Annotated in this window: 11 protein-coding genes; 5 read left to right on the forward strand and 6 right to left on the reverse strand. The window is 47.1% G+C overall.

Translation table 11 applies throughout. The annotated features are described in order from the left end of the window. Nucleotides 1-105: 105 nt before the first annotated feature. Both cobQ and QUB30_RS11580 read left to right on the forward strand, forming a co-directional pair. Nucleotides 106-1,572 (forward strand): cobyric acid synthase CobQ, encoded by a 1,467-nt coding sequence (gene cobQ, locus QUB30_RS11575; protein WP_333333281.1) that lies wholly within the window; start codon nt 106-108, stop codon nt 1,570-1,572. An 82-nt stretch (nt 1,573-1,654) separates the two neighbouring features. Then, nucleotides 1,655-1,891, forward strand: coding sequence for a 2Fe-2S iron-sulfur cluster binding domain-containing protein (locus QUB30_RS11580; protein WP_333333283.1), 237 nt, complete (start codon nt 1,655-1,657; stop codon nt 1,889-1,891). Nucleotides 1,892-2,114: 223 nt separating this feature from the next. Here QUB30_RS11580 and QUB30_RS11585 read toward each other — a convergent pair whose 3' ends face one another. Beyond that, nucleotides 2,115-3,455 (reverse strand): hypothetical protein, encoded by a 1,341-nt coding sequence (locus QUB30_RS11585; RefSeq protein ID WP_333333285.1) that lies wholly within the window; start codon nt 3,453-3,455, stop codon nt 2,115-2,117. A 96-nt stretch (nt 3,456-3,551) separates the two neighbouring features. Between QUB30_RS11585 and QUB30_RS11590 the strand changes: the two genes are divergently transcribed. Then, nucleotides 3,552-4,337 (forward strand): SDR family oxidoreductase, encoded by a 786-nt coding sequence (locus QUB30_RS11590; RefSeq protein WP_333333287.1) that lies wholly within the window; start codon nt 3,552-3,554, stop codon nt 4,335-4,337. Between the two features lie 186 nt (nt 4,338-4,523). Here the strand turns inward: QUB30_RS11590 and QUB30_RS11595 are convergent, their stop codons facing one another. Then, nucleotides 4,524-5,303, reverse strand: coding sequence for a photosystem II S4 domain protein (locus QUB30_RS11595; protein WP_333333289.1), 780 nt, complete (start codon nt 5,301-5,303; stop codon nt 4,524-4,526). Between the two features lie 171 nt (nt 5,304-5,474). On the opposite strand from QUB30_RS11595, the gene QUB30_RS11600 reads away from it, so the two are divergent. Next, entirely contained in the window at nt 5,475-6,545 is a 1,071-nt protein-coding gene (locus QUB30_RS11600) for a site-specific DNA-methyltransferase (protein WP_333333292.1), read from the forward strand. Here the strand turns inward: QUB30_RS11600 and QUB30_RS11605 are convergent. The 4 genes from QUB30_RS11605 to QUB30_RS11620 form a co-directional block, all read right to left on the reverse strand. Then, nucleotides 6,496-7,320, reverse strand: a complete 825-nt coding sequence (locus QUB30_RS11605) for an SWIM zinc finger family protein (protein ID WP_333333294.1) — start codon at nt 7,318-7,320, stop codon at nt 6,496-6,498. The genes QUB30_RS11600 and QUB30_RS11605 overlap by 50 nt on opposite strands. A gap of 15 nt (nt 7,321-7,335) precedes the next feature. Beyond that, nucleotides 7,336-10,626, reverse strand: a complete 3,291-nt coding sequence (locus QUB30_RS11610; protein WP_333333295.1) for a DEAD/DEAH box helicase — start codon at nt 10,624-10,626, stop codon at nt 7,336-7,338. A 242-nt stretch (nt 10,627-10,868) separates the two neighbouring features. Continuing rightward, complete coding sequence (locus tag QUB30_RS11615; RefSeq protein WP_333333298.1) at nt 10,869-11,459, reverse strand: Uma2 family endonuclease; 591 nt, start codon at nt 11,457-11,459, stop codon at nt 10,869-10,871. A gap of 77 nt (nt 11,460-11,536) precedes the next feature. Then, nucleotides 11,537-12,043 carry a hypothetical protein gene (locus QUB30_RS11620; protein WP_333065611.1) on the reverse strand — a complete coding sequence of 169 codons (507 nt, stop codon included), beginning with the start codon at nt 12,041-12,043 and terminating at the stop codon, nt 11,537-11,539. Nucleotides 12,044-12,332: 289 nt separating this feature from the next. Between QUB30_RS11620 and serA the strand changes: the two genes are divergently transcribed. Then, nucleotides 12,333-13,916: a phosphoglycerate dehydrogenase gene (gene serA / locus QUB30_RS11625; RefSeq protein WP_333333300.1), complete on the forward strand. Its 1,584-nt coding sequence runs from the start codon at nt 12,333-12,335 to the stop codon at nt 13,914-13,916. Nucleotides 13,917-13,941 lie beyond the last annotated feature (25 nt).

Below are 13,941 nucleotides of genomic sequence, written 5' to 3' on the forward strand. Positions count from 1 at the left end.
AAAAGGTAGAAACCAGAATTTTTTTGATTCTGCTTTCTGCCTTCTTACTTCTGCCTTCTGCCTTCTGCCTTCTGTCTTATTCCTTTTTCCTTCTCCCTTAATATTATGAAAGCAATTATGGTCGTGGGAACAACATCTCACGCAGGGAAATCTTTACTGGTGGCAGCGTTGTGTCGAATTTTTGCTCGGCGGGGCTGGCGGGTAACTCCGTTTAAAGGTCAGAATATGGCACTGAATTCCTATGTCACAGCCGCTGGCGGAGAGATTGGCTACGCTCAAGCAGTGCAAGCTTGGGCAGCAGGCGTCGCACCTTGGGTAGAAATGAATCCGATTTTGCTCAAGCCGCAAGGAGACATGACTTCTCAATTGATTGTCAAGGGCCGGGCGATCGCCAATGTGCGAGCATCTCAATATTACGAGCAGTATTTCGATCTTGGCTGGCAAGCTATTCGGGACTCTTTAGAATTTCTCGGCCAAGAATTTGACATGATTGTGTGTGAGGGAGCCGGCAGCCCTGCTGAGATCAATCTCAAACACCGCGATTTAACAAATATGCGGGTAGCTAAATACTTAAAAGCTCGGACTTTGCTAGTAGTTGATATCGATCGCGGCGGTGCTTTTGCTCACATTATCGGCACTTTGGAATTGCTCGATCCCGACGAACGGGCTTTAATTAAAGGATTTATTATTAATAAGTTCCGAGGACAAAAATCGATCTTAGATCCGGGTCTGACTTGGCTAGAAAAAAGGACGGGAATCCCGGTAGTTGGGGTGATTCCTTGGATAGACGAAGTGTTTCCCTCGGAAGATTCTCTCGATTTGCTCGATCGGCGTTCTCCCAATTCTCAAACCGAGATAAATATTTCGGTCATTCGCCTGCCCCGAATTTCTAATTTTACCGACTTTGACCCCTTGGAGTCGGAAACTACCGTGACCGTCAAATATGTCAGCCCAAAAGACCATTTAGGCCATCCAGACGCCGTGATTTTACCAGGGTCTAAAACTACAATTTCTGATTTGCACGTGCTGCGCCAAACAGGTATGGCAAAAGCTATTCAAAATTATTTAGTAGCTGGCGGTACAGTCATGGGAATTTGCGGCGGCTTTCAGATGCTGGGAGAAAGTATCAGCGATAAAGAAGGCCTTGAGGGAGAAAAAGGAGAATTTGAAGGATTGGGATTGCTGCCTTTAAAAACTGCGATGGCACCGAACAAAATTGCCCGCCAACGCATCGTAACATCTAACTATCCTCAACCCGGTTTGCCCGTTTCCGGTTACGAAATTCATCAAGGAAAAACGCAAATCCTAGAGTCAGATTTGACTGAACCGTTATTTGACGATGCTAGTTTAGGCATTGTCAATACTTCTCAATCAATTTGGGGCACTTATCTGCACGGCATCTTTGACAACGGAGCTTGGCGGCGAGCTTGGTTAAATCACTTGCGGCAGCAGCGGGGACTCCGCGCATTGCCTACAGGTATTTCTAATTACCGAGAACACCGAGAAGCTTTGTTAGACTCTCTAGCAGATACAGTGGAAAAGCATTTAGATATAAAGCATATTTTAGGTTAATTAGTTAACTGTTGACTGTTAACTGTTAACTGTTGACTGTTAACTGTTGATTATTGTTTGTTAGAGTTGAGGTTAAAATTCTATGACAAAAGTTTGTTTTATACCAGATAATGTTACAGTTGAAGCTGAACCGGGAGAGCTTTTATTAGATGTAGCCAAACGTGCAGGGGTTTCTATTCCTACAGGCTGTCTCATGGGTTCTTGTCACGCTTGCGAAGTAGAAATTGATGGCGGAGATACGATTTGTGCTTGTATTTCCGGCATCCCTTCCGGGAAAAAGCAAGTGACAATTAATTTGTATGTTGACCCGACTTGGTAATTTGTCAGTTGGCAGTTGGCTGTTGACTGTTGACTGTTAACTGTTGACTGTTGACTGTTGAAGGAGGGGTCGAAAAACTCAATGGTTGAGTGTTAACTGTTGACTCGATTTTATTATTCCGATGCAACCGGAAACGATATCAGTTGTCAGTTGGCAGTTGGCAGTTGGCAGTTGGTTGTTGGAATTAGTCATTAGTCAACAGTCAACAGTCAACAGTCAACAGCTAATTTTTTTGCCATTCTTGCTGTTTCTTGCGAGCAGATTGCAGCCATTTTTGGGATTCGGGATACACTGTTGTACCGGGTTTGACTGATTCTAATTGATTGATAATTTGTTGCAACTGGCTGAGCGAGTTACCGGGATTTTGAGTCGGAGAATTCACATTATTTTGCAAGTTGGCAAACAAGCTTTTAGCTGCTTGCAAAGCTGTTGCCGAATCTTTTTCTGCTTCCAGTCTAATCTGGGCAATTCCTAAGTTTTTCTGATATTCAGCGAGTTTGGTTTGAGCATCGAGATAACCAGGGTTATCGACAGAAATCAATTTCAGTCGGTTAATTCCTTCTTGCCACAATTCTGCTATTTGTTCCCACTCTGCGGCGGGATGGGGAGGTTTTTGCGAGGCGACGGCGGCGGAGAGAGCAAATTCTTTGGCAGCTTCAATTAAGTTGTCAGCCTGCACAGAACCGGTGGCGACGCCGCCCATTGCTTGAAAGTCTCTTTCTGCTGCTTTGAGTGTTTTCTTAGCCGTTTCTCCCGCGAGGGTTTCGGCGGGAATTTGATTGAGTTGGTCGATCGCACTTTGCCAATTTACCGTCGCTTTTTGTCTGTCGGCAGCAGTTTTGGCTTGCTGATACTGCTGTTTCGCCGCCTTTAGCGTTTGTTCGACTTGATTTAACTGAGTAAAAGCATTTTTTTGCTGGAAAATTTGAGCCTCCATCCGCCCGACATTTTTGCGGGCGGCTTGAAATTCATCGAGTGTAAACCGCCAACTGCAACCGAAAAAAGAGCAGTAGGTTTGTGGATAGTAACCTAAAAACCAAACCGGCAAAGCGTCGAGGTATTTTTGCGCCTGTTTTGCTTTGGTTTCGCCCAAGTCAAAATCAGCGACAGCCGTGGCTTTATTGATTAGTTGATCGGATTGTTCCACAAGGGCGATCGCCTGCCGGTAATTGTAATCCATACTGATAAAACTCGGCAGCAACAATATCGGCATTGTTTTGGCCACGGGCCAGCGAATCATCGGAAAAGGTAGGTTAATCAGCCAAATTATCCCCGCAGCACTTCCCAGCAAACTCCCAGCAAAGATGATTTTACCGAACAATCCCGGCGGGCGGTTGGCTTTGACGGCAGCTTTAAGAGCTTGTTCGCTGAAGTTGGGAAATTCGTCTTTGAAGGTATCGCGGATTTCTTCTCTTGAGGCGAAAGTGCCATTTTGCGATCGCAACTTCTCCAACCGCTTGATTACCATCCGTCGGTAGACATCACCCGCTAGACTATCAGCCGCCGCGCACTTGTCAACTTCTGCCCGCAAAATTTCAAAAGCTCGATCGGTAAGACGCGCCATAAAACTCACCTATTCCCTTTTAATTATTTTACAGGTTCCCCCCCAAATAATTGTTAAAATATATAAAGTTTCTATCACATAATCCGAATTAAGTTCATGCCCACTGCTTTAATCACTGGTGCTTCTGGCGGAATTGGTGCAGCCTTTGCCGCCGAATTAGCCAAACGCCAGCACAATCTAATCTTGGTAGCTCGTTCCGAAGACAAATTGCAACAGCTAGCTGCTACACTGCAACAACAATTCAAGGTTCGGGTAGAAGTGATCGTGCAAGATTTGAGCGCACCGGGCGCTGGAACTGCTGTATTTGAGACAGTTGTTAAAAAAGGTTGGACGGTTGATTTGTTGGTGAATAATGCGGGTTTTGGAGATTACGGTGTTTTTGCCGATCGCCCGCTTGCGAAACAACTAACAATGGTGCAACTAAATATTGTAGCATTAGTTGAACTATCGCACTTATTTTTGCAGGGAATGCGGCAGCGAAAATCAGGAAGTATCATCAATGTTGCCTCCATCGCAGCTTTTCAACCGATGCCGTACTTGTCGATCTATGCAGCAACTAAAGCTTTTGTTTTAAGTTTCAGTGAGGCGCTTTGGGCGGAAAACAAAGATTTAGGAATTGGCGTTTTGTGCCTTTGTCCAGGGCCGACAGAATCGGACTTTTTCGCAGTAGCTGAATTCCCTCAATCAATGGCATCCAGCAGCGGGCAAAAACTCGTTCCTGCAGCGGAAGTAGTGCGAGATGCTTTGAAAGCTTTAGATAAAAATGAGTCTAATGTTGTGACAGGGGGAATTCCCAATCAAATCATCGCCAATATGCCTCGATTGATGCCGCGAGAACTTTTGGTGAAGTCGGTAGAAAAGGTGTTTCGGGAGAAAGCGTAATTACGAAGGAAGTTCGGCAAGGAAGCAGTCTACGGGATTTAAAGGATTTAACCGAAGTGGGTTCTCGGAAAGTTCGGCAACAGATTGTATACGAGATTTAACCCATTTAACCACTATCGGGAAAAAGGAACAGGGAAGAGAATTCCTAATTCCCAATTCCCAATTCCCAATTACTAATTCCGAGAATTACAAATACCGAGTTAACTGGACTCGGTAGCGTTCCTTCTTAGTAACAGCAACTTCCCCAATTTCCAATCTTCCCTTGCCCGTAACAGCAATTAAATCTCCAGACTTGACATTATAACTAGCTTGAGTAACGTCTTTCCAGTTAACTCGCACGTCACCGCTGCCAATTAAATCGGCCATTTTGCTGCGAGACATGGCGAATCCAGCCGAGGCAACAGCATCCAATCTCATCGATGCTTCAACCGTTGTCATTTCTTTCTTTTTGGGTTCTCTAATTTTGAGTTCGCTCAACTCAATGCGCCGCGTTTGTACAGGAACCGATCGCACTTGCTGCAAACTCATCTCCAAATACTCTACCATCTCGGGCATGACAATCGCTTGCGCGCCGCGTTCTCCCAAAACAATCACATCGCCAGTTTTCTCGCGGACAATTCCCGTACCCAACATCGCCCCCAAAAAGTCGCGGTGAGAAGCTGTATCGAACAAGAAATTGCCAGCGATTTCTACTGCCGCAACGTTAACGCTACCAGAGTCGATCGGGATTTCCGATCGCGCGATCGCAATTCTTTGTCTTTCAGCTTGCGGGTAGCCGCCCCAAGCCACTAATTCCACGTCTGTTAACCGCTTAAATACCGTCAGAGTGTCCGCCAATTCTGGAGGCGACAGAAAATCAGTCAGAGTAATTTCCCAAGTTTTAATTGCTTGTTCGGCTTGGTCGATCGCCCGCGCCACACATTCGCGGTTTTCAATGCCTTTTAACAGTTCTTCTCTTGGTAACATCAGTCAATTTTAGATTCTAATTTGAAATTGCCAAAGCTTGCTGTAACTAAAAAGTCTACTTTTTTAACAGTCGCACTAACTTAATTATAGTCTAAAATCATCAAATAACGATCTTATGATTTTAGTTGCTGGTAAAGCTGATATGATGATCACGATTATTGTACCAAATGTATGAAGTCTTCGAGTTTAAGCAAGGTTAATATTTCAACGCGGTTGCTGTGTCAGGAAGCAGCCGAACCGTTGAAACAAGCGCTACAGGATAAAAGCCTTGTACCCGAGGAAGCAACGGCATTACTAACAGCAGACGAGCAACGCGCCATTCCTGCCATCAGCAAAAATAAGGCGTTGATCCAGGAAATTCAGAATCAGGTGCAGGGGTTGCCATCTTTCCATTCCCTGCTACAGGGCGATAGCCGAAACTTGACACATATTCCCGATGAAAGCGTACATCTGGTAGTCACATCGCCCCCGTACTGGAATTTAAAAGAATATCTCAAAAATCTCAACCAGCTTGGCGAAATAGCAGACTACGAAAAGTTTTTGCAGGAGCTCGATCGAGTATGGCAGCAGGTATGGCGGGTTTTAGTCCCCGGCGGACGACTGGTGATTGTGGTCGGGGATGTCTGTGTTGCCCGCAGGCGGTTTGGCAGGCATATGGTATTTCCCCTGCACGCGAGTATTCAGGAACACTGTCGCCATCTGGGATTTGATAACCTTGCACCGATTATCTGGTACAAAATCGCCAATGCTTCCCTGGAAGCAGCGGGGAATGGCACCAGTTTTCTCGGCAAACCTTATGAGCCCGGAGGTGTCATCAAAAACGACATCGAATTTATCCTGATGCAGCGCAAACCGGGCGGGTACCGCAGTCCCACCCTCACAGCACGGGTATTGTCCGTAATACCGGAAACTCTCCACCGGCAGTGGTTTCAACAGATTTGGCAGGATATCAAAGGCGCTTCCACCAAGCAACACCCCGCCCCATATCCTTTGGAACTGGCAGAACGACTGGTGCGGATGTTTTCTTTTGCAGGAGATACGGTACTTGACCCATTTATGGGGACAGGAACAACCTGCGTCGCCGCCGCCAACTGGGGGCGCAACAGTATCGGGGTAGATGTTGAGCCAACTTACCATCAGATGGCGCTGAAACGGATGCAAGAAACTTATGGCTTCGGCATTGTCCACCCAACTACTTATTCTTCTTCACCCGCAAATACAGCTCTTCCATCGCCTCAATAAACGAACCATCCTTGTGCCAAAACTGTGGAAAATCTCCCTGTTTCTTCACCACGATCGCACTTACCCCACTTTGCGCTGCCACCTCAATCGTCTGCGGCAATCGCTTCGCACCATGCCAAAACTCTTTCAGGCTGACCATTTGCGCCTCACTGGCGATCGCCTGCGTGTAATAGGAATCCACCGCCACAGGGGCCGCTGCATCCGCTGTTAACTCGGCAGAAAGCGCCATTCCCAAAGGCGTTTTTGCCAATTCGCGGTGCAGCACTTCCTTAGAAAGCCCCCGTAATTCAAACAGTAAAAATGGATCTTTGTCCAATTCGGCCGCCACCAAATAATAAACTCCGGCAATATGTTTGCAGGGATTGCTATAGTCTGGGCAAGAGCAAGTAGTCTTAAAGTCCTCGCGGCTGCTGGGTAAAAGGTGCAATCCGAGGGGTGAGAAAGCATTTTCAATGTTGTCGGGCATTTCGTTGAGCAGCAGCCGAGAGATGAAGCTGGCTTTTGATGCCATTTGGGCGATCGCCATTTGCCACTTTTCCTGACTAATTGGCTCAAACTCAATTTGAGTTGTGTACAGAGGCTCCTTATAAACCCCAAAATAAGGATTAACCGAGCCTCTCACCTGTGCCATCACTAACCCATCATTCATGCCAAAGCTTTTCACCTTGCCGTTTCGTGCATAAGAACGTCCCCGTCCGAGTCGCCCAGAATCTGTAAATCTTTCTAACGCATCGATAAATTTATTGCCCCACCAAGTCCGAGTAAATTGTGACATATTTTTGGGTTTCTCCTAATCTAGAACCGCATTTTTATTGAGCCTAATTAATTTCTTAAATGCCTCATTATCCAACTCAGTCAACCACGATTCATCCGCACCAATAATTGACCCGGCCAATTTCTTTTTGTCCTCAATCATTTGGTCAATCTTTTCTTCCAAAGTGCCAATCGCCACAAACTTATGCACAAACACATTTTTTTGCTGTCCGATCCGAAACGCCCGATCCGTTGCCTGATCTTCCACCGCCGGATTCCACCAGCGATCGAAATGGAACACGTGATTGGCTTTTGTCAGCGTAATTCCCACGCCGCCCGCCTTCAGTGACAGAATAAATACCGAAGGTTCAGACTCTGGATCTTGAAACTCTGAAATCATCCGTTCCCGTTTTTCGCGACTGGTTCCCCCGTGGATGTAGTAAGTGTTGTAATGTAGCGTTTGTTTAATATATTTTTCCAACGCGCTTCCCAGTTCTGTAAACTGCGTAAATACCAATAAACTTTCGCCTTCTGCTTTGACTTCCTCAATCATCTCGATCAGCCGTTCCAGTTTGTGCGATCGCTCTGGTGTAAACTCACTTTCATCTTGCAAAAACTGGCGCGGATGGTTACAAATTTGCTTCAGCTTCAGCAGTGTCGCCAAAATCATCCCCTTGCGCTTCATCCCTTCCGCCGCGTCAATTTCTTGTTCTACCTCTTTCACAATCGCTTCATAAAGCGAAGCTTGCTCGCGGGTGAGATTGCAGTAGAGTTTTTGCTCAACTTTGTCGGGGAGATCCTGAATAATCGACTTATCGGTTTTCAGGCGCCGGAGTATAAAGGGTTCCACTAATTTTTTGAGCGCTGCCGATTGCGTGCGACTCCCATTTTTTTGAATCGGGATCTCAAACAACTTCCGAAACTGCGCCTCTTTACCCAGATAGCCCGGATTGAGGAAATTAAAAATTGACCATAAATCCAGCAATCGATTTTCTACGGGTGTTCCAGTCAATGCCAGTCGATGGGTAGCGGGTAACTTTAAAATCGCCTTGGTTTGCGCCGCTTTCGGATTTTTAATATTCTGCGCTTCATCAATTACCACGCGATGCCACGCTACGCTGCTCAACAGTTTCTCGTCTTTTCGCACCAAGGTAAACGAAGTAATCAACATATCGCAACCTTGGACGGCGGCTTTGAATTCCTTGGCATCTTGCAAGCGCCCAGGGCCGTGGTGTATGAGCGATCGCAATTCTGGAGCAAACTTTTCCATTTCCTTTTGCCAGTTACCAACTACGGATGTGGGCGCAATTAGCAGCGTAGGTTGAACCGAAGGCGCGATCGCTTTTTCTGTCTTTTTTTCTGTCTGTTTTGTAGTATATAAAACTTCCCGCTCTTGCAATAATCTAGCAATTACCTGCGCCGATTTACCCAAACCCATATCATCGGCAAGACAGCCATTTAATCCCAAACTTTCCAAATAACTCAACCAAGAAACGCCGCGCTTTTGGTAATCCCGTAACTGGCCCTGAAACTTTGCTGGATCTGCAATTAACTCTAACCGACTCTTATCGTGCAGCTTCTCCAACATATCCGATAAAGCCCGATCGCGCTCCACCTCTAACTCTTCACTAGCTTCTCCTTCTGCCGTCAACTTCATAAAGTCAATCAAGCTGACATCGGGATTCTCTTCGCGATGTTTTTTCCAAAACTCCAACATCTCCTGCATCTTGTCTTTGTCCAGTTCCATCCATTGTCCTCGGAACTGCACCAGCGGTGTTTTGCTATTTACTAACGCCTGCCATTCTTGTTCGCTAACCCGTTCACCCCCGATCGCCAATTCATACTGATATTCCACCAAGGAATCCGCCGAAAACAATCTTTTGCCCTTGATTGCAGCGCTCTTGCTGCCCTTTCCTTTGACTTGCAGGCGAATCTTTGCCCGCTGTCGTCCCTTCGGCGTCCACCAAGCGGGGACAATCACTTTGTATCCGGCATCTTCTAATACCCAAGCGGACTCGCTGAGAAAAGTGAAGGCATCATCTAAGCTGAGGGAAATGTTAACGGGTTTGTCGGTTTCTAGCCCTTGCCAAAGTTGGGGATAAATGCGGGCAGCGTAGCCGAGATTTGTCAGCAAATGTTGCTCAAAGTTGTCTCCGAATTGTGTTTGCAACTGTTTTTGTTGAGTCGATCGCGATCGCCAATAATCCTGCAACGGCATCCGCAGAGATGGGTCTTTTTTCCCAGCCACCTGAAACTCTAAAACCCAAGGCTGTTCGGGGTTTTCGGGGGATTGTAGTTGAAAGCAGAGGGATAATGAGTCAGCAGATTGATTGCGCGTAATGCGATCGCGCCAGGTTTGCCATTGCCGGTATTGTTCAAGGCTTACTCGCGCGATTTTTCGTGTTTGGTTGAGGCAGATTTGGAGTAAAGAATCCGCAATCTTATTTTCAAACGATGCTGGGATAGGGGTTTGAGTGACAATTTCCGCGATCGCACACTCGGAAAAATGCCGCAGCAACCGTTCGCGATCGTAGAACTTTGGTGTATCTTGTAGCTGGATCTTCCGAAAACCGGACACACAAACTAAAGGCATCCATTCAACATAGCGTTGTAAATCAGTTTCGTACTGTGTTGAAACAATTTCCCATCCCGGATAAATCTCAAAGCTGGGTTCAATTTTGGCAGGTGTTTTTGGAGTTTTTGCAGTTGTTTTGGTTTTTGTCTCGCCCGCTTTCTTACGCCCGCGCGTGGCTTTCTCAGCGGGTTCGGATGTTTCGATGGGTGCGATCGCGATCGGAGCAGTTTCTCGATAGCGCAACGCCGGAATATAATGATCTTTCAGAACAATTTGCTTAAAACTTTGGGTGTAGTGATACCAAAATAGCAAGTCTGAACCAAACTGAACTTCTGCTAAATCGTAGAGGGCAAAAAAATGCAGATCGTTCAATACTTTAGTCAAAGTGTGGGTGGCGATGGACACACAATCAACTTCCCAATACTCCAACTCAAATGTTTCGGGTAACTCTGTCTCTAAATATCGCGCTAGTTCTAAAGATGGCAACGGCTGGTTGTCGGCACTGGGCAGTAAAAAATACCGAGGGACGATCGCGTATTCTCGCCCCATCGCACTTGTATTGCTGACTGGTGACAGTTGAATCCCGGCTTCTTTCGTTAGAAACTCTCTTAACTGTGCCGTCTCCAATTGTCGGGGATGAACCTTAGCAGGCTGTTTTTTCTTTTCAGTGGTTTCAACCCAAATATAAAACGTTCCAGGTTGAATAAAATTCTCTTCTGCTTGAGGAATCCAAGTCCCGTGGAGGATTTTCATAGGTCATACCAAACGCAACCTTTGGCAGCCTATCATATCATCAATTAGCGGGAAAAGATAAGACGGCGGTTGAAACCGCTGCTATACAAACGATGTCCGCCTCCGCGGACTAAAGAGAATAACGTAATTTTACCGCGCTATCTTTAACCCGCGTCGGCAGGTTTTGCTTGTGTAGACGCGGTTTCAACCGCCGAGTCCTATTTAACTTGATAGATGCGGTTGCAACCGCCGAGTCTTCTTATTTAGAAAATATCTGTTAAATCCAACACAAAACCGGGTAGTACATCTTCACCTGACAGAGTTGCAGGTTCATCTAAAATTTCTACTTCTCTACCTTGACGGGATATCTCTACTTTCCGATTTTTGCGATCGAGCAACCATCCCAACCTCGCTCCATTTTTCACATACACTTTCATTTTAGCCCGCAATTTTTCTAGCGAATCAGTGGTCGAGCGCAATTCCACCACAAAATCTGGACAAATCGGCGCAAATTTCTCTTTTTGTTCGGGAGTTAAAGCATCCCACTTGTCGCGGCGCACCCAAGCAGCATCGGGAGAAATATCTGTACCGTCGGGCAGTTTAAATCCAGTTGAAGAATCAAAAGCCTCTCCTAAATGTTTATTTTGACGGCTCCAAGATTGAAGTTGATAGTTTAGGTCTGAATTCCGTCTACCTGTCTCGCTACCTGTCGGTGGCATAATAATCAATCCTCCACTAGCAGTGCGCTCAAATCTCAAATCCCGGTTGTCTATACACAACTGAAAAAACTGCTCGTCTGTTAATTCGAGCGTTAATTCTAGGGGAGAATGTAGGGGGATAGTTTGTGATTCCATAACTGCCTCCAAATATTACACGAGTTGAATGTCAACAGTCAACAACTGTCAAGAGTCAACTGTTAACAAACAAATAACTAAGTCTCTGTATAACCTTGGATATTTTCGGGTTCAAACTGCTGCAAAATATTCGCAGCTTTCCCAGTCAAATCATCAGTACCCTTAACCGCAATCAAAAATTTACCCGCATTCAAACGGTTGCGGTAGGGCAAAGCATCGCCGCTACCAAAAGCCATACCCCCCGCGCCTCCTACAAAAACGCTGCCCATCGCAGCGGCGATCGCACCGAGTAAGCCACCGATCGCGTGATCGCCAATTTCGCCCGCCCAGGCAAAAGTCTTCAACTCAGTCATCAGACTGAAAGTAACGCCAGCAATAAAGCCAAAGGGAATCAGCCAAATAGCCATGAGTTTAGCTTGTTTCTTCGCTTGCTGGTTCGGGTCGATCAAGCCAAATTCATCAGCAGTTTTATAGCCGCGGCCCAAAATGCTCACTTGCTTCATGGGCAAGCCTTCTTTTTCCAGAGCACAGTAGGCAGCTTCGGCTTGAATTCGATCGGGCAGTACGGCGATAAGATAATTCATTAGAAAACAATTCCTGATAGTTAGGCTTGAATAGCCAAAGTCTATTATAGACCGAAAAGACATACTAGCTAAGCACTTGCGGGATTTTCAGACGGTCAGAGAGTCCGATCGCCCGCAAAGCTGAAATATTTCACGCAAAAAACGGCCGACCTTGACCGAATACATATACAATTCAAACTGCACAAAGGCAAGCTTGAGCTGAGCAGTTAGATACTGCTCTAAGTCATAAGTCTCACTTTGAGCTCGCCAACGCTCGGTCTATTTTTACTATTGCACTCAATTGCTTGCTATGCCTAAAGTTCTAGTATCCGATCCGATCGACCAAGCCGGAATTGACATCCTCTCCCAAGTCGCGCAAGTTGACGTAAACACAGGACTCTCAGCCGAAGAACTGGTACGAATTATTCCAGATTACGACGCTTTGATGATCCGTTCTGGCACCCAAGTTACCAAAGAAATCATTGAAGCCGGGAATTCACTCAAAATCATCGGCAGAGCCGGCGTCGGCGTAGATAATGTCGATGTACCTGCCGCTACCCGCAAAGGAATTGTAGTCGTCAATTCCCCCGAAGGCAACACGATCGCCGCCGCCGAACACGCGATCGCCATGATGCTCTCCATGTCCCGCCACATCCCGGAAGCCAACGCATCCGTCAAAGGTGGTAAATGGGAACGCAACCGCTTTATCGGCGTAGAAGTTTACAAAAAAACCCTCGGCATCGTCGGTTTGGGCAAAATCGGCTCTCACCTCGCGGCCGCAGCCAAAGCAATGGGCATGAAACTGCTGGCTTACGACCCCTTCATTTCCACCGAAAGAGCCGACCAGTTGGGCTGCCGCTTGGTAGAACTCGAACTGCTGATGCGGGAATCCGACTACATCACCCTGCACATCCCCAAAACGCCGGAAACCCTGCACTTAATTAACGCTGAGGTGCTGTCGAAAATGAAGCCCACTGCCCGCATCATAAACTGCGCCAGAGGCGGCATCATCGACGAAGCAGCCCTCGCAGAAGCCATCAAAGAAGGCAAGATCGCCGGCGCAGCTTTGGACGTTTACGAACACGAACCGCTGGAAGCCGATTCCCCGCTGCGGAATGTCGGCCAGAACATCGTGCTGACGCCCCACTTGGGAGCATCCACAGCGGAAGCTCAGGTGAATGTGGCGATCGATGTTGCCGAACAAATTCGCGATGTACTGTTAGGATTGCCCGCGCGATCGGCTGTCAACATACCCGGCATTTTCCCAGACTCGATCGAAAAACTCAAACCCTACCTGCAACTCGCCGAAACCCTCGGCAACCTCGTCAGCCAGCTAGCCGGAGGCAGAGTCGATTACCTCAACGTTCAACTGCAAGGCGAATTGGCCAACAACCAAAGCCAGCCCGTAGTCGTTGCCGCCCTCAAAGGCCTGCTCTCCCAAGCCCTGCGAGAGCGCGTTAACTACGTCAACGCCAGCATTGAAGCCAAAGAACGCGGAATTCGCGTCGTCGAAACCAGAGACGCCTCGATTCGCGACTACACAGGCTCCCTGCACCTCTCGGCCAAAGGAACCCTCGGCGAACACACCGTGACAGGTGCAGTGCTCGGCGAAAGCGAAATTCGGATTACCAGCGTTGACGATTTCCCAGTCAACGTTTCCCCCACTCACCATATGCTGTTTACCCTGCACCGCGATATGCCGGGGATTATTGGCAAAATTGGTTCCCAATTGGGCAGTTTTAATGTCAATATTGCCAGTATGCAAGTAGGCCGCAAAATCGTGCGCGGCGATGCGGTGATGGTTTTGAGCCTCGATGACCCTCTACCAGAGGGGATACTGGCGGAGATCCTCAAAGTTCCGGGAATTCGGGATGCTTACACGGTAAATCTTTGACGGATTTAGGAGTTTAGATTTTGGA

Source organism: Microcoleus sp. BROC3 (assembly GCF_036702515.1).
In the GTDB taxonomy this organism is placed as follows: Bacteria; Cyanobacteriota; Cyanobacteriia; order Cyanobacteriales; family Microcoleaceae; genus Microcoleus.

Bases quoted from the DNA above. Each gene is read 5' to 3' on its own strand.
- cobQ (WP_333333281.1), top strand. From the start codon at position 106: ATGAAAGCAATTATGGTCGTGGGAACAACATCTCACGCAGGGAAATCT.
- QUB30_RS11580 (WP_333333283.1), top strand. From the start codon at position 1,655: ATGACAAAAGTTTGTTTTATACCAGATAATGTTACAGTTGAAGCTGAA.
- QUB30_RS11585 (WP_333333285.1), bottom strand. From the start codon at position 3,455: ATGGCGCGTCTTACCGATCGAGCTTTTGAAATTTTGCGGGCAGAAGTT.
- QUB30_RS11590 (WP_333333287.1), top strand. From the start codon at position 3,552: ATGCCCACTGCTTTAATCACTGGTGCTTCTGGCGGAATTGGTGCAGCC.
- QUB30_RS11595 (WP_333333289.1), bottom strand. From the start codon at position 5,303: ATGTTACCAAGAGAAGAACTGTTAAAAGGCATTGAAAACCGCGAATGT.
- QUB30_RS11600 (WP_333333292.1), top strand. From the start codon at position 5,475: ATGAAGTCTTCGAGTTTAAGCAAGGTTAATATTTCAACGCGGTTGCTG.
- QUB30_RS11605 (WP_333333294.1), bottom strand. From the start codon at position 7,320: ATGTCACAATTTACTCGGACTTGGTGGGGCAATAAATTTATCGATGCG.
- QUB30_RS11610 (WP_333333295.1), bottom strand. From the start codon at position 10,626: ATGAAAATCCTCCACGGGACTTGGATTCCTCAAGCAGAAGAGAATTTT.
- QUB30_RS11615 (WP_333333298.1), bottom strand. From the start codon at position 11,459: ATGGAATCACAAACTATCCCCCTACATTCTCCCCTAGAATTAACGCTC.
- QUB30_RS11620 (WP_333065611.1), bottom strand. From the start codon at position 12,043: ATGAATTATCTTATCGCCGTACTGCCCGATCGAATTCAAGCCGAAGCT.
- serA (WP_333333300.1), top strand. From the start codon at position 12,333: ATGCCTAAAGTTCTAGTATCCGATCCGATCGACCAAGCCGGAATTGAC.